The sequence below is a fragment of the Vibrio sp. Vf1514 genome (assembly GCF_052076135.1).
Classification (GTDB): Bacteria; Pseudomonadota; Gammaproteobacteria; order Enterobacterales; family Vibrionaceae; genus Vibrio; species Vibrio furnissii.
The window spans coordinates 1,283,240-1,300,684 of record NZ_CP197267.1; the positions used below are offsets into that span (position 1 = coordinate 1,283,240).

The 17,445-nt window shown below is 52.4% G+C and carries 15 protein-coding genes; 5 read left to right on the forward strand and 10 right to left on the reverse strand.

Features of this window, described 5'->3' with window-relative positions:
- Positions 1 to 89: 89 nt before the first annotated feature.
- Positions 90 to 770, reverse strand: coding sequence for a DUF3334 family protein (locus ACS18Q_RS05960; protein WP_038151248.1), 681 nt, complete (start codon positions 768 to 770; stop codon positions 90 to 92).
- A 359-nt stretch (positions 771 to 1,129) separates the two neighbouring features.
- On the opposite strand from ACS18Q_RS05960, the gene ydiJ reads away from it, so the two are divergent.
- Both ydiJ and ACS18Q_RS05970 read left to right on the forward strand, forming a co-directional pair.
- Entirely contained in the window at positions 1,130 to 4,168 is a 3,039-nt protein-coding gene (gene ydiJ, locus ACS18Q_RS05965; RefSeq protein ID WP_208549704.1) for a D-2-hydroxyglutarate dehydrogenase YdiJ, read from the forward strand.
- 114 nt (positions 4,169 to 4,282) lie between these two features.
- Positions 4,283 to 4,744, forward strand: a complete 462-nt coding sequence (locus ACS18Q_RS05970; protein ID WP_158140868.1) for a methyltransferase family protein — start codon at positions 4,283 to 4,285, stop codon at positions 4,742 to 4,744.
- A gap of 48 nt (positions 4,745 to 4,792) precedes the next feature.
- Here ACS18Q_RS05970 and ACS18Q_RS05975 read toward each other — a convergent pair whose 3' ends face one another.
- Entirely contained in the window at positions 4,793 to 5,518 is a 726-nt protein-coding gene (locus tag ACS18Q_RS05975) for a DUF3581 domain-containing protein (protein ID WP_004726227.1), read from the reverse strand.
- A 179-nt stretch (positions 5,519 to 5,697) separates the two neighbouring features.
- Here ACS18Q_RS05975 and ACS18Q_RS05980 point away from each other — a divergent pair, with 179 nt between their 5' ends.
- On the forward strand, positions 5,698 to 5,844 hold the full coding sequence (locus ACS18Q_RS05980) for a DUF2256 domain-containing protein (RefSeq protein WP_081454217.1): 147 nt from the start codon (positions 5,698 to 5,700) through the stop codon (positions 5,842 to 5,844).
- Positions 5,845 to 5,940: 96 nt separating this feature from the next.
- Here the strand turns inward: ACS18Q_RS05980 and hutH are convergent, their stop codons facing one another.
- The 5 genes from hutH to hutC form a co-directional block, all read right to left on the reverse strand.
- Complete coding sequence (gene hutH / locus ACS18Q_RS05985; protein WP_441257528.1) at positions 5,941 to 7,476, reverse strand: histidine ammonia-lyase; 1,536 nt, start codon at positions 7,474 to 7,476, stop codon at positions 5,941 to 5,943.
- Positions 7,477 to 7,487: 11 nt separating this feature from the next.
- Positions 7,488 to 9,185, reverse strand: a complete 1,698-nt coding sequence (hutU, locus tag ACS18Q_RS05990) for a urocanate hydratase (protein ID WP_412498396.1) — start codon at positions 9,183 to 9,185, stop codon at positions 7,488 to 7,490.
- A gap of 135 nt (positions 9,186 to 9,320) precedes the next feature.
- A complete protein-coding gene (hutG, locus tag ACS18Q_RS05995) occupies positions 9,321 to 10,325 on the reverse strand; it encodes a formimidoylglutamase (protein WP_441257529.1) in 1,005 nt (334 codons plus the stop codon).
- Positions 10,318 to 11,520 (reverse strand): imidazolonepropionase, encoded by a 1,203-nt coding sequence (hutI, locus tag ACS18Q_RS06000; protein ID WP_441257530.1) that lies wholly within the window; start codon positions 11,518 to 11,520, stop codon positions 10,318 to 10,320. The genes hutG and hutI overlap by 8 nt, the downstream gene beginning before the upstream one ends.
- A 156-nt stretch (positions 11,521 to 11,676) precedes the next feature.
- The gene (hutC, locus tag ACS18Q_RS06005; RefSeq protein ID WP_441257531.1) at positions 11,677 to 12,396 is read right to left on the reverse strand and encodes a histidine utilization repressor; all 720 of its coding nucleotides are present in this window, start codon (positions 12,394 to 12,396) and stop codon (positions 11,677 to 11,679) included.
- A 316-nt stretch (positions 12,397 to 12,712) separates the two neighbouring features.
- Between hutC and yqfB the strand changes: the two genes are divergently transcribed.
- Entirely contained in the window at positions 12,713 to 13,030 is a 318-nt protein-coding gene (gene yqfB / locus ACS18Q_RS06010) for a N(4)-acetylcytidine aminohydrolase (RefSeq protein WP_158165171.1), read from the forward strand.
- 63 nt (positions 13,031 to 13,093) lie between these two features.
- On the opposite strand, the gene ACS18Q_RS06015 is transcribed toward yqfB, so the two are convergent.
- Positions 13,094 to 13,414, reverse strand: a complete 321-nt coding sequence (locus tag ACS18Q_RS06015) for an HI1450 family dsDNA-mimic protein (protein ID WP_004726220.1) — start codon at positions 13,412 to 13,414, stop codon at positions 13,094 to 13,096.
- A gap of 4 nt (positions 13,415 to 13,418) precedes the next feature.
- A complete protein-coding gene (yeiP, locus tag ACS18Q_RS06020; RefSeq protein ID WP_004726219.1) occupies positions 13,419 to 13,985 on the reverse strand; it encodes an elongation factor P-like protein YeiP in 567 nt (188 codons plus the stop codon).
- Positions 13,986 to 14,186: 201 nt separating this feature from the next.
- On the opposite strand from yeiP, the gene ACS18Q_RS06025 reads away from it, so the two are divergent.
- Positions 14,187 to 14,954, forward strand: a complete 768-nt coding sequence (locus ACS18Q_RS06025; RefSeq protein ID WP_038151446.1) for a nucleotidyltransferase domain-containing protein — start codon at positions 14,187 to 14,189, stop codon at positions 14,952 to 14,954.
- Between the two features lie 15 nt (positions 14,955 to 14,969).
- Here ACS18Q_RS06025 and ACS18Q_RS06030 read toward each other — a convergent pair whose 3' ends face one another.
- Positions 14,970 to 17,333 (reverse strand): DNA polymerase II, encoded by a 2,364-nt coding sequence (locus ACS18Q_RS06030; RefSeq protein ID WP_441257532.1) that lies wholly within the window; start codon positions 17,331 to 17,333, stop codon positions 14,970 to 14,972.
- Positions 17,334 to 17,445 lie beyond the last annotated feature (112 nt).

Genomic DNA, 17,445 nt, shown 5'->3' on the forward strand with positions numbered 1-17,445 from the left:
TTGGCTATTTTAACGTTTCTGTCATGGAATTTAAAGGCGGAGCGCCAATCTCCTCAAAGAATCTCCTCAAAGATTGGCGCGTCAATGGATTACAAACCCAGTTCGTCGAGTAGGTCAGAAGGGTCAACGTCGTTGCTTTTCGCCGGTTCTTTCTTGGTGGCCATTTTCTGTTGAGTGGCTTCAAGAATCGAATCTGGGCTTTCGTCTTCCTGCACTTCAAACTCTTCCAACTGGATGAATTCGGTTTTATCCATTGCCAGCTCAAGGTAGAAGATGTTGTTGTTTTCGGTGGAGAAGGTGACGCGACGTGCTTGCGGGCGATCGAGGTTGGTGTCGACCGACAGAATGACCTGCTTGTTCAGCGACAGCATTTTAGGTTGGTTTTGCGTGATGTTGGTTTGCAGCTCTTTGCGTACTTTCTTGGTGAAATCGCCGACCAACTGGTTCATCAGTTCTCCCAAGACGTCGCCCACTTCATCGGAGGTGTGCAGAACGGCCAGTTCTTCTTCCGGCATGCCCATGTTACGCATGTAGTTCGCGTAGACTTCCAGAGCGGCTTTCGCCGTAAAGTTAATCACGACCAAGCCAGTGAACCCGCCGTCGAACAGAACGAAGCAACCAAAATCAGGTTTCAATGAGGTTTTGTTGATCTTCTGCACCATCGCAGAATAAGAAATGGTTGAACCTGTGGCTGAAGTAAGCACGCTTGAAACTGATTGGCACAGCTTCAACAAAATGTCTTCGGTGGTCACGATTTTATTTTTTTTCATGTATTTGTCCGTAGATGCTAATAAGACGAAAAGCGGAATAAGCAGCGTATCCTTATCGGTCGAAAAGGAGTAGTGCAATGTGCACATTCCCCTCCATTCAAACCATCAATCGCGAAGAGAAAATTTCTCAGCTAAACGATTGCGTATGTGCTTTGACCCACATTTATGTGTGTTTTGGCTGCAACTTGACCGATTTGGCGTGTCGCCCACAATAAATTCCCTTTCAATTCATTCTGGCATTGAGATTCTGATTTGATCACCTTTTTAAATGTTGTAAAGTGACCTGATTCAAAGATTAATTCCAAAATTAACTCTCAACCCAGAGCTGATCGGATCAGCGCAGTACGGGCAGGAAGCAAATGTTACCAAGACTTCATCTCCAATCCGATGTCGACCCCGTTGTTTTAACCTTTTTGCATGAACTGGAAGCAGCAGGTTTTAGCGGCGACATTGAAACGCAGTATTCAAGCCGTTTGGCCGTGTCCACCGATAACAGCGTGTATCAACAGCTGCCGCAAGCGGTGATTCACCCCAAATCGACTCACGACGTCACCCTTATCGGTAAACTTAGCACTAAACCGGAATTCGAGCGCGTGACATTTTCAGCGCGTGGCGGCGGCACGGGCACCAACGGCCAGTCGCTGACCAAAGGCGTGGTGGTGGATCTGTCGCGTCACATGAACCAAATTCTTGAAGTGAATGCCGAAGAGGGTTGGGTGCGTGTGCAGGCCGGCGTGATCAAAGATCAACTCAACGATGCTGTTCGTCCATATGGGTTCTTCTTCTCACCCGATTTGTCCACCAGCAACCGCGCCACGCTCGGCGGCATGATCAATACTGATGCGTCGGGGCAAGGCTCGTTGAAATACGGGAAAACTTCCGATCACGTGCTGTCGTTGCAAGCGGTGTTTGCCGACGGTTCGATGCTGGAAACCGATTTATCACGCGGTTTGCCGAATGCGGGAGAATATGCTGCCGTGGCGATGCAAGTGACCGAAACGGTGTGCCGCGAAAAACGCGCGCAAATTGTGGAGAAATTCCCGCCGCTGAACCGTTTTCTGACCGGCTACGATCTGAAAAATGCGATTGATGAAGCAACCGATCAATTTAATATCACCCGTGTGTTGTGTGGTGCAGAAGGGTCTTTGGCGTTCATTACTGAAGCCAAACTGAACCTGACGCGCATTCCGAAAGCGCGCACGTTGGTGAACATCAAATACGACAGCTTTGACTCGGCACTGCGCAATGCGCCGGTGATGGTGGAAGCGAATGCGTTGTCGGTAGAAACCGTGGATTCGAAAGTGTTGAATCTTGCGAAAGAAGACATCGTTTGGCACAGCGTGAGCGACTTGATCACTGACGTACCGGGCAAAACGATGCAAGGCATCAATATTGTCGAATTCGCTGACCAAGATGACGCGCTGGTGGCATCCCAAGTGGCGGTCTTGACCGCTCGCTTAGAGCAAATGGTCGCGAATCAGGAAGCGGGCATTATCGGCTTCCAAGTGTGTGACGATCTGCCAAGCATCAACCGTATCTACAATATGCGGAAAAAAGCGGTGGGCCTGCTGGGCGCGGCGAAAGGCCGTGCAAAACCGGTTCCGTTTACCGAAGATACCTGCGTGCCGCCGGAAAACTTGGCTGACTTTATTGCAGAGTTCCGCCAGTTGCTTGATTCCAAAGGCTTGGCTTACGGCATGTTCGGTCACGTGGATGCAGGCGTATTGCACGTGCGCCCAGCGCTGGACATGTGCGATCCCAAGCAAGAGCTGATGATGCATGAAGTCTCGGATGAAGTGGTCAAACTGGTCGCGAAATATGGCGGTTTGATGTGGGGTGAGCACGGTAAAGGGTACCGTTCTGAATACGGCCCTGAGTTTTTCGGTGATGAACTGTTTACTGAACTGCGCCGTGTAAAAGCCGCATTTGACCCGCACAACAAGATGAACCCGGGCAAAATTTGTACGCCGCTCGACACCAACTTTGAATTGGTCAAAGTGTCTGATACCAAGCGTGGTTACTTTGATCGCCAAATCGACGTGCAAGTGCGCGACAGCTTCAAGCAAGCGATGGAGTGTAACGGCAACGGCTTGTGCTTTAACTACGACACCAGCTCGCCAATGTGCCCATCGATGAAAGTGACCGCAGATCGCCGCCACTCACCCAAAGGCCGCGCGGGTCTGGTGCGTGAATGGCTGCGCCAACTGACTGAGCAGGGCATCGATATTCTCGATCTGGAAAAACAGACGCTGGAAACCGCGCCGACCATCAAAACCATGATTGAGCGCGTGCGTAACCGCATGAACAAGCGTCACGAATACGACTTCTCGCATGAAGTATATGAAGCGATGAATGGTTGTTTGGCGTGTAAAGCGTGTGCCAGCCAGTGTCCGATTAAAGTTGATGTACCGAGTTTCCGTTCGCGCTTCCTCAATATCTATCACTCCCGTTACCAACGTCCGGTGAAGGATTACTTGGTGGCGAACATTGAAAGCATGTTGCCGGTGATGGGCAAAGCGCCGAGATTGGTCAATGGCGTGATCGCGCAGAAATGGGTACAAAGCCTGACTGCGTCAACCGTGGGTTACGTTGATGCGCCGCTGCTGTCGGTGCCGACGCTGGCACAGCGTACGCGTCGTCATCCGGTGGCGCACTTTGACATGCAGCGTTTGGCCTCTTTGTCGCAGGCCGATCGCGATCAACATGTGATCATTGTGCAAGACCCGTTCACCAGTTACTACGATGCGGATGTGGTGGAAGATTTCATCGCCTTGGCGGTCAAACTGGGTAAAAAACCGATTCTGCTGCCGTTTAAACCGAACGGGAAAGCGCAGCACATCAAAGGGTTCTTGCAACAGTTCCGCACCACGGCGGCCAATACGTCGGCGTTTCTCTCTCAAGTCGCGGATCTCAACATTCCTCTGGTGGGTGTCGATCCGGCATTGGTGCTGTGTTACCGCGATGAATACGTTGAAGTGCTGGGCGCTGAGCGCGGTGATTATCAAGTTCTGACTGTACACGAATGGTTGCAGCCGCGTCTGCGTGAGTTTGAAGCGCGTGACGCCGGCCAAGAAGAGCCGTGGTATTTGCTGGCGCACTGCACCGAGAAAACCAAAATGCCAAACGCGGAGAAAGAGTGGGGCGCTATCTTTGCGCACTTTGGCGCGACGCTGCAAACTGTGCCCGTTGGGTGTTGTGGCATGGCGGGGACGTTTGGTCACGAAGTGGATAAACTGCAAATGTCGAAAGACATTTACGGCTTGAGCTGGAAGCCCAGCTTAGACAAGTTGCCTAAAGAGCGTTGTTTGATCACCGGCTATTCGTGCCGCAGTCAGGTGAAGCGCTTTGAGCAGGTGAAGCCGAAGCATCCACTGCAAGCGCTGCTGACGCTGCTGTAATCGAAAGCCCGGTATTGCCGGGCTTTCTTGTCTCTGCCGCAGCGAATTGCGGTAGAGTTGGCAGCACGCTGGCGTGTTTTGCGTATACTGAAAGCGACATCGAAAGGAGCGGTTATGCGATATTTGGAGTTAAAAATACCACCAGTGGCGCTGTTTCTGATTGCGCTGGTGATGGTGAATCGTCTGGCTCAAGCGTGTCGATTTGCGGATGTGATGTTGCCTTACCAGTACGGGGTATTTGCGGTGTGCTTTGTGTTGTCAGGCGTGATTGGGATCGCCGGTGTGGTGCAATTTCGCCGCGCGAAGACCACGGTGAATCCGACCAAACCGCATGAAGCGTCGACGGTCGTCGATAGCGGCATTTTCCATTACAGCCGCAATCCGATGTATCTGGCGTTGTTATTGCTTCTGCTGGGTTTTGCATACTGGCATCAAAATGGGGTCAGCTTGCTGGTGGTGGGGCTGTTTGTGGTCTACATGAACCGGTTTCAGATTCAACCCGAAGAGCGAGTGCTGACGCGATTGTTCGGCCGGGCTTACACCGATTACAAAGCGCGCGTGCGCCGCTGGATATGAAAAAAGCTCCCAAGGGAGCTTTTTCTCTTTATGCCATGTGAGCAACCGTTAGGCCGCTTTAGCGAACTTTGCTAGGAAGGCATCCTTTCGCTCGTTGAAGCGATTGACCAAATCGTCAATGTCTTCTTGGCTGTAGGGCTTCAGGCCGCTAGCCACCATCCGTTTCACGCCTTTACCGACCACACGGCCTTCTTCTTTAAAGGCGAAGTTTAAGGTCACGAGACCACGCTTACCATCAACATCAAAAGTGGCACCAGTAAATGCAACTTCTGGATGGGTGAGGTCGAGGTGGTCGAATTCCACTTCCATGCTTTCGTAAATCACCAAGGGGCGTTGGCAGTTGATCATCATCTGCTTCTCTTCCATCAGCGGTACCATGATGTGTGGGAAGTTCATGCCTGAAAACTGCACGTAGTTGGTCACCACGTGTTCAATGAATGCGGCGTTGTGGCTCACATCGCCTTCATGGCGCATGTGCAGGTACTCTTTACCTGCCGCATCGATGACGGCGCTTTCTTTGCTGCACTTGTTCTCAATGTGAAGCGCTGTTCCGTCGCTCACCATCCCCGAGAAGTTGAAGTGCATTTTCTGGCTAATGCCTTCTTTTTGCAGCAGAACCGCAAACAGAAGATCGCCCGGCACACAGAAGCGTTTGCTGTCTTCGTCGTGGATAGGGTTGAAGTCGCCCGCCACTTTTTTGGCAAAGTGACTTGCCTGTTCGCGGGTGAATTGGAACTGATGTTCTTGAGATGAGAAGTACGGAGCTAGAAACATAATTTACGCTATTTCGTCAAAACTGCCTCGGATTATAGCCGCATCAAAAGTTTTAATGGTCCAATGAGTGCCAACTTATTGTGAAATCTTAGCTTTGAGCGCAAAAGAGAGACAAATGACATTGATCGTGCTTGTGTTATCTGCGTATTTCTTGAAAAGTCCACGCGGAGGCGGCCATGATGGCGGGTCATCACAAAGCGCATTTACCATCTAAAATTTGCATCGTTTGCGCGCGGCCATTTCAATGGCGCAAAAAATGGGCACGTTGCTGGGATGAGGTGAAGTATTGTTCGCAGCGCTGCCGACGTAGTCAATGCGCAAAATAAACGCGGAAATAAACGCACAAAAAAGAGCCCCGCAGGGCTCTGATGGATGCGCAAGATGCGACTTACTGCAAGAAGTGACTTACTGCAAGATCTTACCTACTGAAAGCTTGGCAGAATCTGCTCTGGCATCAGGTGGTTATGCACCGCCTGCTTCAGCAGTTCGTTGGCATCGGCGATGTCTGGCGCAAAGTATCGGTCTTTGTCGTAGAACGGCACTTTACTGCGCAGAATTTGCTTCGCTTCTTCCACACGCGCGGACGATTTATTTGGCGCACGAAAATCTAACCCCTGTGCCGACGCGAGGTATTCCACCGCCAAAATGCCACGAGTGTTTTCGCTCATTTCACGCAGACGACGCCCTGCAAAGGTCGCCATGGAAACGTGGTCTTCTTGGTTGGCGGATGTGGGCAGGCTATCCACCGACGCGGGATGCGCCAGCGTTTTGTTTTCGCTCGCCAGCGCCGCTGAAGTGACCTGCGCAATCATAAAGCCGGAGTTCACGCCGCCATTGTCAACCAGGAATGGGGGCAGTTTGCTCAGCGCGCTGTCGATTAGTAGCGCCATACGACGCTCAGACAGGCTGCCGATTTCGGCAATCGCCAATGCCAGATTGTCCGCCGCCATCGCAACCGGTTCGGCATGGAAGTTGCCGCCGGAGATGATATCGCCATCGTCGGCAAACACCAATGGGTTGTCCGATACCGAGTTGGCTTCGACTTCCAGAGTCTCGGCCGCATTGCGGATTTGTTGCAGACACGCGCCCATGACTTGAGGTTGGCAGCGCAGTGAATATGGATCCTGTACTTTTTCACACCCTTGGTGCGAATTGCCAATCTCGCTCTGGCTATCTAGCAGGTGACGATAGGCCGCGGCAGCATCCATTTGGCTGCGATGGCCGCGCACGCGATGAATACGCGGATCAAACGGGCGGCGGCTGCCCAATGCAGCTTCCACCGACATGGCGCCGCACACGGTCGCTGATGCAAACAAATCTTCCGCCATAAACAAGCCTTCGAGGGCGAATGCTGTCGATGCCTGCGTGCCGTTTAGCAATGCCAAGCCTTCTTTGGGCGCCAGCGTGACAGGTTCTAGACCGGCGATTTTGAGTGCCTGTAAGCCTGAAACAATTTCACCTTTGTGGCGCGCTTGACCTTCGCCCAGTAGTACGGTGCTCATGTGAGCCAGTGGCGCCAAGTCACCTGATGCACCTACCGACCCTTTTTGAGGGACGCACGGGTACACTTGGCTGTTAACCAGTGCCATCAGCGCTTCCAGCACTTCCAAACGAATGCCTGAGAAGCCGCGGGCCAGACTGTTGATTTTCAGCACCATCATCAGACGAACAGTTTCGTCGGCCATGAATTCACCAATACCGGCTGCGTGTGACAACACGATACTGCGTTGCAGGATTTCCAGATCCTCGGGTGCAATCTTGGTGTTTGCCAACAATCCAAAACCGGTGTTGATGCCGTACACGGTACGACCTTCCGCAATCACTTGCTCGACAACCTGCGTGCTCTGTTCAATGGCAGGAATCGCGGCTGAATCGAGTGACAGTGTCACAGGTGAGCGGCTGATTTGACGCAGTTGGTTCAGCGTGAGCGAACCCGGTTTAATGACTAAATTCAACATGTCCATTGTCCTTACTTCAGTTGAGCCAGCTCGTCGTTCAGCATCGGCAGATCGAGCTTTTGTTCTTTGGCACAGCGTTTTGCGATGTCGTAGCCTGCATCCGCATGACGCATCACGCCTGTGGCTGGATCGTTGTGCAAGACCCGTGCAATGCGTTGTGATGCATCATCACTACCGTCACAGCAAATCACCATACCGGAGTGTTGGGAGAAGCCCATGCCGACGCCGCCACCGTGATGCAACGACACCCAAGTCGCACCGCCTGCGGTATTGAGCAGCGCATTCAGTAGTGGCCAGTCAGACACGGCGTCTGAACCATCCATCATGCCTTCGGTTTCACGGTTCGGGCTGGCGACGGAGCCGGAGTCCAAGTGATCACGGCCGATGACGACAGGCGCTTTCAGTTCGCCATTTTTGACCATTTCATTGAATGCCTGACCCAAACGTTCACGATCTTTCAGACCGACCCAACAGATGCGTGCTGGCAGACCTTGGAAGTGAATGCGTTCGCGCGCCATGTCCAGCCAGTTATGCAGATGCGGGTTGTCTGGGATCAGCTCTTTCACTTTTTGATCCGTTTTGTAGATATCCTCTGGATCGCCAGATAGGGCAGCCCAGCGGAAAGGACCGATGCCCTCACAGAACAGGGGGCGAATGTATGCTGGTACAAAGCCTGGGAAATCAAAGGCATTCTCAACGCCTTCTTCCAGCGCCATCTGACGAATGTTGTTGCCGTAGTCGAGGGTAGCGGCGCCGCGTTCTTGCAGTTCGAGCATGGCGCGAACTTGAATCGCCATCGACGCTTTCGCTGCTTTAACGACTTTCGCTTCGTCAACTTTGCGCATTTCTGCTGCGTGTTCCATGCTCCAGCCCAGTGGCAGATAACCGTTCAGCGGGTCGTGCGCCGAAGTTTGGTCTGTGACCACATCAGGAATGATGTTGCGTTCAATCAGTTGGGGGAAAATGTCTGCGGCGTTGCCCAGCAGGCCAACCGAAACGGGTTCATCGGACTCGTAAATGATCGCTAGTGCTTCATCCAAGCTGGTGGCTTTCTTATCGACGTAACCGGTGCGCAGGCGGTAGTCGATGCGTGATTCGTCGCATTCCACCGCAATCATCGAGAAACCGGCCATGGTCGCGGCCAGCGGCTGTGCGCCACCCATGCCGCCCAAACCGCCCGTCAGTACCCAGCGACCTTTCGCGTTGCCATCGAAATGCTTCTTCGCGACGGCAACGAACGTTTCGTAAGTGCCTTGAACGATGCCCTGAGAACCGATGTAGATCCAAGAGCCCGCCGTCATCTGGCCATACATCATCAGGCCTTGTTTATCCAGCTCGTTGAAGTGTTCCCAGTTTGCCCAGTGGGGAACTAGGTTGGAGTTCGCAATCAGCACGCGGGGGGCGTTTTTATGCGTTGGGAACACGCCGACGGGCTTACCAGATTGAACCACCAGCGTTTGGTCGTCTTCCAGACGCTCCAGCACTTCGACGATTTTGTCGTAACATTCCCAGTTACGCGCCGCGCGGCCGATACCGCCATACACCACCAGTGAATGTGGGTGTTCAGCAACGTCCGGGTCAAGGTTGTTCATCAGCATACGTAATGGTGCTTCAGTCAGCCAAGATTTGGCGCGTAGTGTGGTTCCGTGGGGTGCACGAATGGTGCGGCTTGTGTCCAGACGGGTACCGTGAGCGTGGTGCTGCGTCATGTTACGACTCCTTTATGTTTGGGTTGGCGAACCCCGTTGTGTCGAGTCAGGGTTCGCCGTTTCATTTGTTTGGCTCGTTTTCCGTTGAGCGTTTTCGGGTTTGTTGTTTCGCGTTGGCTGGCCCGTGGCTAACTATCAGCGCACATTTTTCTCGGCCATGGTGTTGGCGATATCCCAACACAATCGGGCCGCGAGGCGGGCGGTTTGATGGTCGATATCGTAAGTCGGGTTGTATTCCGCAATATCGGCAATCATGAGTTTGTTTTTGTAGTGCAGAATCCGGTCGAGATATGGCGTCAGCGTTTCTAAACTCACGCCCCGCGCCGCGGGTGCACTCACGCCCGGCGCAGTCGCGGCGGGGAACACGTCCAAATCGATGGTGAGATAGAGATAATCGCAGTCATCGATGAAGTGTTGCAGCTGCGTCATGTGATAGATGTGGTTGGCTTGCGACAGCGCGCGATCTTCCACATACCACACGCCCAGTTCATCGGCGCGTTCAAACAGGGCGGCGGTATTGCTCGCGCGGCTGACACCCAGACAGGCATAGTGAAAACACCAGTTGTGCTCGGCGCAGTAGTGTTGAATCTGATTAAATGGTGTGCCTGAACTCGGTTTGACTGGTGCCAGCGCCGATTCAAAGGCACGCAGGTCAAAGTGCGCATCGAAATTGATGATGCCGATGCGTGGCTGGGTGATGCCCTGTGCATGCAGATGCTGAGCCAAGCCTTGAAATGTCGCCCATGCGACTTCGTGACCACCGCCTAACACAATCACTGGCGTATGAGACAGCGCTTTCGCCACCACCTGTGCGCAGCGCGATTGAGCCTGTTCCAAGGCGTCGTCATCACAATGAATGTTGCCCAGATCATAGAGCGCTGAGCTGCGATGCCATGCCATGTTGGCCAGCGCCTGTTTGATGAGGTTGGGCGACTGAGCAGCGCCAACGCGCCCTTTGTTACGCGCCACGCCGGCATCACATTCAAAACCGACCAAAGACACGGCATGGTGTTCGCCGTTGAGTTCACTGGCTTGCAAGCATTGCATCACATGGTGAACCCGTGTGCCCAGTGAGCCATCTTCAGCGTCGTGACGACCAAGCCATTGGTAATCATGGGAAGTTTGAGGAAAATCAGTCATGGCAGAAAGCTCCATCCACAATTCGTGCATGTAAACGAGGAACGCCAACCTGATAGCTGAGATCCGCCGGGTGGTCGATGTTCCAAATCGCAAGGTCGGCATCAAAGCCTGTTGCAACTTGACCTCGTGTTTCTGCAAAGCCCAGTGCTTTGGCTGCGTGAACGGTCACGCCACGCAGCGTTTCTTCTGGGGTCAGGCCGAACAGTGTGCAGCCCATGTTCATCATTAAGGTTAGGTCGGCAAACGGCGATGTGCCCGGGTTCATGTCGGTCGCCAGTGCCATCGGCACCTGATACGCGCGCAATGTCGCAACCGGTGGCTTTTGCGTTTCACGCAGGAAATAAAACGCACCCGGTAACAGCGTGGCGACGGTGCCGGATTTCGCCAGCGCTTTGACGCCGTCTTCGTCGAGGTATTCAATATGATCCGCTGACAAGCCTTGATAGCGGGCGGTTAAGGCCGTGCCACCCAGATTAGACAGTTGCTCGGTATGACCTTTGATCTGCAAACCATGTGCTTGGGCGCACTGAAAGACACGCTCAGTTTGCGCGAGATTAAACCCAACCGATTCACAGAAGACGTCCACGCTGGTGGCCAGTTTTTCTTCCGCAACTTGGGGAATGATGGTTTGACAGACGTGCTGAATGTAGTCGTCCGCGCGGCCGATGTATTCCGGTGGTAGCGCATGGGCAGCCAGCAGCGTCGTGGTGATTTTGACCCGGCGGTGATTTTCCAGCGCTTTCGCGGCGCGCAGCATTTTCACTTCGTCGTTGAGCGTTAAGCCGTAACCGGATTTGACTTCGACCGATGTCACGCCGCTTTTTAGCAGGCCATCGAGCCGTGGCAGGGCCAACTCCACCAGTTCATCCACGCTGGCACGACGCGTCGCTTTGACCGTGGAAATAATGCCGCCCCCTTGCGCTGCGATGGTTTGATACGGCATGCCTTGCAAGCGCATTTCAAACTCATTGGCACGGTTACCGGCATAAATCAGGTGGGTGTGGCAATCAATCAGCCCGGGCGTGACCAGTTTGCCACTGCAATCAATGGGCTTGGCATCGGTGTCGATAGCGTCTGCGCTGATGGCAGTCATTTGACCGTTTTGGATCAACACGTTCATCGGCTCGCTGGGTTGGTAGCCAGCGCTTCCGGCTTGCATGCTGACAATGCGTGCGTTGGTCAGAATCAGTTCCATGTTTCCCTCGGTCAGTCATGCATTGGTCATGACTCAATGAGCACTTCAGCGTGAAGTGTATTTGTCTATTTAAATGTATATACAATTAATAGTGGAAACTAGGGGCGCCGGCAAGGTTGATGTTGCAAAAATGTGATCAGCTTTCGGTCTTCAGGTTTAATTGTCGTCCAACAATACTTTGGACGTGAGCTTGTATTTAGAACCCGGATGATAGAGCAGGGCAGAGCTGACCAGCTTATCGCCACTCCACGTGCGGCGGTTGAGCAGCAGGCATGGCTCGTTTGGATTGAGCGCCAGCGTGGCTTTGATGTGGCTATCGGGCACGATGGCTTCTACGGTGTGTTCTATCGCGCTGAGCGGACAGTTTTCTGAGAGGTATTGATTGGGCGTGATGCGCGAGAAATCTTGCTGGAGATAGTGGGGCGCATAACGGGCGTTGACCCAGCGCACTTCCAGTTGCAGCGGCGCATCGTTGGCGTAATGAAGGATTTCGCTGTAAAACACCGGTGTGCCGAGCATTACCCCCAACTTGGTCGCGACGCTTTCGTCGGCAACCATCTGTTGCTGCTGTATCACTTTACTGTGGTAGCGCTTCCCCCGGCTGACCACTTCATCGGCGATGTTGCGAATATCGAGCAGCGGGGATTCAGCTTTCTCTTCCGGCGCGCAAACGAAGGTGCCCAAACGCGGACGGCGCTGCAATTTGCCTTCCGTCACCAAGTCGCGAATCGCTTTATTGACCGTCATTCGGCTGACATTGAACTGTTCCGTCAATGCCATTTCTGTCGCGATGCGATGGCCGACAGGCCAGCGACCGGATTCAATGTTATCCAGAATGAAGTGTTTGATCTGTAAATAAAGGGGAGATTCGGACATTGTGTTCTGCGTGATTAATTTGAATATACAAATAATCTAAAACTGCAAGACAAATTGCAATTGCTGCTGAGGGTTTTTGCTTCAGGGTGTTAGCAAGGTCTGATTTTTGAGGGCGCGTTTTCATCAACGTGTGGTGAAATGAACACGTCGAGGAGATAAATCAGGCATGATCGTGAAATATGGCCGTTGAATCTGGTGATTTTCCCCCTGCGATCTCGCATAATCGCTGCGGTATTCGATATTTGCATCTACGCAAATTGAGGGTGCAGCGCTGTGTCGACCACAGTGTGTGAATGATTTGAATAAAAGGTGTGTTATGACAGCTCCAACAACCATGACGTTTTTCGCCCGATTTGAGCGCGACATTCTGGCGGGCAAGAAAGTGATCACGATTCGTGATGCCAGTGAAAAAGATTATCAGCCGGGCACGGTAGTGGATGTGAGTACGCTGGAGGAAGGACGTTGGTTCTGCCGCCTGCATATTGAGAGTGTGGAACCGGTTCAGTTCTCGGCGTTGACGGCATATCACGCTGAGCAGGAGAACATGACGCTGGATGAACTGAAGCAAGTGATCAGCGATATTTACCCGGGCATCGAAGCGTTGTATGTGATTACGTACCAGTTGGTGGAATAGCCTGGGTTGAGTAATCGACCGAAAATGAAAACGCCAGCGTGATGCTGGCGTTTTTGAAGCAGATTAATCGCGTTTCCACATCATGTGGCAAGCTTTCTGATCCGGGTCGCGGCTGATGAGCATTCGTGCGAACACATCATCTAATACGTCGTTCTCTTCGTTGACAAGGCCGATGCGTACTTCCGTGAACACTTCCTTATCGACTTCAAAACCAACCTGTTCATCCCAATCATCGCCCACTTCAACGATTTCTGCGGCGCCGCGGTCATCAAATTGCGCGGTGAACAGAATCACGTCGGCTGGCTCTAGGTTGTCGGGTGCCATTTCGAGGAAAATATCGTAAGCGGCGTCGATTGCGTCGTCGTAAGAAATTAAATCAGACATGCAATTACGCTCGGCTCATGAATTTACGTTCAGTGGTGTTCACGATCACGCGTTCACCCGTTGCGATGTATTCAGGAACTTGCACAACAAGACCAGTTGCGAAACGAGCTGGTTTAGTGCGAGCAGAAGCTGACGCGCCTTTGATTGATGGGTCAGTTTCTTCGATCACCATTTCTACCGATGATGGCAGTTCGATTGCAACTGCTTTACCGTCAACCAGAACCACTTGCATACCTTGAATTTCTTCAGTGATGAACAGCAGCTCGTCTTCGATGTCAGCTTGTTTGAATGTGAATTGAGAGTAATCTTCGTTATCCATGAAGATGCACTCATCACCGTCTACGTAAGAGAACGAAATGTTGCGTTTGTTCATGTCTACGGTATCCAGGAAATCGTCCGATTTGTAGCGCTCATCTACACGTGCACCTGTGGTTAGGTCAGTACAACGCAGTTTGTAGATTTTAGAACCACCACGGCCACCTGGAGTGGTCACTTCGATATCTTTGATCAGTAGTGTTTTGCCGTTAGATACGATCGCAAAACCTTTTTTCAGTTCACTTGCCTTTGGCATGGAATAATTTCCTTCGTTCTTAAATTCGGCGCATTATAACTAAAGCAGTGGGGGAAAAGGAATATCTGAGATGAGACTAAACTCGCTGTTCTTTCGCTTAATGTGTAATTCTTCAGCAACGGATTCGGCAAGGTATTGATTCAACGGTAGCCTTGGGCGAACATAACGCTGTCTCCCCATGAACGGATATTGTTTTTGACCATGAGTTTGCCGGTGATCGATCCCCAACAGCCTTTTCAGCCAGAGTACCAACCGGCGATTGCCGATTTGGTGAAGTTTCTGCGTGCCGGGCTTGGCGAACGTCTACACAGTATCTACTTGTATGGCAGCGTGGCGCGCAAAACCGCGCGGCCGGGCGAATCTAACCTCGATGTGGTGGTGATCACCAAGCGCGGCTTTGACGACAACAAAACTACGCTGCTCAACACCATTCGTTGGCGTTTTCAAAAAAGCTTTCCTTTTATTACTGATGTGTCCGTCAAAACGGCCTTGGTGAGTGATGTCGCGACGCTCGACAGCATTTTCTCGTGGGGATTTATGCTGCGTCACTGTTGCGTCTGTGTCTACGGTGACGATCTGGCCGAATGTTTTGGCCATTACGAACCGAGCTGGGAAATCGCTAAGCACTGGAACCAAGATGTGGGCGACTGGCTGACCTTCTACCGTGATAAAATTGCCAAAGCAGGCAATGCGGCCGAGCAGAGTGCGGCACAAAAGACGATTGCGAAAAAGCTGCTGCGGGCCAGTTATTCGCTGATCATGTACCGCGACAAGCAGTGGTTTGACGATCCGGCGGCGTGTGGCGCGCATTTTTTACGTTACCATCCTGAAAAACAACAAGACGTGGAACGGCTGACGATTCTGCTCAGCGGCCGCGTCATTCCCAAACGCTCGGTCATTGGCCTGCTCGATAGTTTTGGCCCGTGGCTGGTGAAACAGTACGAGAAAACAGAATTTCGTATCGGTTAACCAAGACGAGTTGACTCAGAACAAGCCGAGCTGAGGCGCGCTGATCTGTTCAAACTGACGACCGATGAACGGTAAAATGGCATCGGCAACCGGTTTGAGCTGTTTATCGATGTAGTGTTGATAATCCATCGGGCTGTTCATGTACTCTTTCGGTTCGGGGCCATTCACGGTGATACAGTACTCAATCAGGCCACGATTCTGGTATTGCAGTGGGCGGCCAAGACGCGCGTTAATGTCATCGGCCATGCGCGCCGCGCGGACTTGCGGCGGCACATTTTTTTGGTATTCGTGCAGTTTGCGGCGCAGGCGTTTTTGATACACCAACTCGTTGTCGTATTCGCCAGCCAGCGTTGCTTCCACCGTGGTACGAATGTAGTCATCCGGCGATTCGCCGTGGAAAATCATCCAGTAAAGTTGGTGTTGAAAACGCTGTGCCAGTGGCGTCCAGTCGGTGCGCGCACTTTCGAGTCCTTTAAACACCATGCGTTCTTTGTCGCCTTCTCCAATCAAACCCGCGTAGCGCTTTTTCGACCCGGTTTCTGCGCCGCGGATGGTCGGCATCAGAAACTTGCGATAGTGAGTTTCATATTCAAGCTCCAAAATTGAGGTTAACGCGTATTCCTGCTGCAGGTGATTCGTCCACCATTGGTTGATGTGCTGAACCAAACCTTGGCCAATGGCATCGGCATCGTGCTGGGCATGTTCACGACCCAGTGAGACAAACGTTGAGTCGGTGTCGCCGTAAATTACTTGGTAACCTTGCGCTTCAATCAGTTGCTTGGTTTGCTTCATGATTTCGTGTCCGCGCATGGTGATACTGGACGCCAAACGGGTATCAAAGAAGCGGCAACCCGACGAACCGAGCACGCCGTAAAACGAGTTCATGATGATTTTGATTGCCTGCGAGAACGCTTTTTCATTGTTCTTTTTCGCCACATCGCGCGCCGCCCACAAGGTTTCGATCATCTGCGGCAGGAAATGTTTGCTGCGATGGAACTGGCCGCCGCGAAAGCCGGGAACGGCTTGGTCGGGTGCGTTGCCCAGCGGTTGTTGCAATCCTTCAATCAACCCCATTGGGTCAATCAAAAATGAGCGAATAATCGACGGATAGAGGCTCTTAAAATCTAGGACCAACACCGAGTCGTACAACCCGGGAATGGAATCCATCACATAGCCGCCGGGGCTGGCGAGCCAATCTTCGGAGTGCAGATTCGGTGCGATGTAACCCGCTCGATGTAACTGGGGCAAGTAAAGGTTGGTGAACGCTGCAACGGAGCCGCCAATGCGGTCCAATTCCACCCCCGTCAGGCGCGAGCGCTCAATGGCGAAATCCAACAGGTGCGTCTGGGTGAAAATCTTATTCACCAGCACGCAATCTTGCAGGTTATATTTCGCCAGCGAAGGTTTGTCTTCACGGTACATGCGGTTGATTTCATCCATTCGGTCATGCACGTTGTGAATCTCTTTGCCTTCGCCGAGCAATTCTTGCGACACCGATTCCAGTGACCAAGAACGGAAGTGATACGTGGCGGTTTTCAGCGTGTCGATGCCATCGAGCACCACGCGACCGGGAATGGTGATGAAGCCTTGTTGCGTTTGGCTGGCACTGCGAAAGAAACTCGGTTGTTTGGCGCGCCCCAACATCAGCTTCATCTTGTGCCATTCAGCGCGTTTGTGCAGCAAGCGAAAGTCAAAATCAATCACATTCCAGCCGATAATCACGTCGGGGTCGAAACGCTCAAACCACTCAATCAGCGCCTGCAATAGGGCGTATTCATCGGCAACCCATTGAATCGGCGTGTCGGCTTCTTGCGGCTCCCCAATCATGATCACGCGGCTATCGAGCGGGCTGTCGAGCCCGATGGAGTAGAGAATACCTTTCTCGGAACATTCCAAATCCAATGACACCACACTCAGCGCGGGCAGGTAATCGCCCTGACGGCATTTTGCCTGGCGCACTTGACGGTAATCGGCATGAGGTGTGATGTGGCCGGTAAATTCAACGCTGCCTTTGACAAAGCGCTCCATTAAATAGCGATCGGCAAGGCGAATGTCTGCTTCCAGCGTCAGCAGTTGCGCTTGTTCCAACTGGTGGGCCAAAGATTGCGCGTGTTGGATTTGAATGCAGTAACACGCAGCCAGCGGTTCTTGGTCGAATGATTTCAGCGGCAGCGGGCGAATCTCCACGGTGATCTGATGCTGTTGGGCGATCGCCTGCGCTGCATCGATGTCCTGCTGGCGAATAAAGAACACCGGTTGCTCACCACGAATGATCAACTGCGTGGGACCTTGGTCGGTGGCGAGCCAGAGTTCAATCTGGGTTTGGCCTTGGATATCACGCGCTTGTCGAGTTAATAAGAAGCCTTGCTGAATACTCAAATCGCTATTCCGGTATTGATATTAATAACATTCTGTTTCATTGAGCAGAGACTATATCAAAATTCTGAAAGTGGGGAGATTAATGGCAGGAATATCTGCCTTGTCAGCATGA

Excerpts from the sequence above, each read along its gene's own strand:
- ACS18Q_RS05975 (WP_004726227.1), bottom strand. The coding sequence starts at position 5,518 with ATGTTTCTAGCTCCGTACTTCTCATCTCAAGAACATCAGTTCCAATTC.
- ACS18Q_RS05960 (WP_038151248.1), bottom strand. The coding sequence starts at position 770 with ATGAAAAAAAATAAAATCGTGACCACCGAAGACATTTTGTTGAAGCTG.
- hutH (WP_441257528.1), bottom strand. The coding sequence starts at position 7,476 with ATGTTGAATTTAGTCATTAAACCGGGTTCGCTCACGCTGAACCAACTG.
- yeiP (WP_004726219.1), bottom strand. The coding sequence starts at position 13,985 with ATGCCAAAGGCAAGTGAACTGAAAAAAGGTTTTGCGATCGTATCTAAC.
- yqfB (WP_158165171.1), top strand. The coding sequence starts at position 12,713 with ATGACAGCTCCAACAACCATGACGTTTTTCGCCCGATTTGAGCGCGAC.
- ACS18Q_RS05980 (WP_081454217.1), top strand. The coding sequence starts at position 5,698 with ATGGCGGGTCATCACAAAGCGCATTTACCATCTAAAATTTGCATCGTT.
- hutI (WP_441257530.1), bottom strand. The coding sequence starts at position 11,520 with ATGGAACTGATTCTGACCAACGCACGCATTGTCAGCATGCAAGCCGGA.
- ACS18Q_RS05970 (WP_158140868.1), top strand. The coding sequence starts at position 4,283 with ATGCGATATTTGGAGTTAAAAATACCACCAGTGGCGCTGTTTCTGATT.
- ACS18Q_RS06025 (WP_038151446.1), top strand. The coding sequence starts at position 14,187 with ATGAGTTTGCCGGTGATCGATCCCCAACAGCCTTTTCAGCCAGAGTAC.
- hutG (WP_441257529.1), bottom strand. The coding sequence starts at position 10,325 with ATGACTGATTTTCCTCAAACTTCCCATGATTACCAATGGCTTGGTCGT.
- ydiJ (WP_208549704.1), top strand. The coding sequence starts at position 1,130 with ATGTTACCAAGACTTCATCTCCAATCCGATGTCGACCCCGTTGTTTTA.
- ACS18Q_RS06015 (WP_004726220.1), bottom strand. The coding sequence starts at position 13,414 with ATGTCTGATTTAATTTCTTACGACGACGCAATCGACGCCGCTTACGAT.
- hutU (WP_412498396.1), bottom strand. The coding sequence starts at position 9,185 with ATGACGCAGCACCACGCTCACGGTACCCGTCTGGACACAAGCCGCACC.
- hutC (WP_441257531.1), bottom strand. The coding sequence starts at position 12,396 with ATGTCCGAATCTCCCCTTTATTTACAGATCAAACACTTCATTCTGGAT.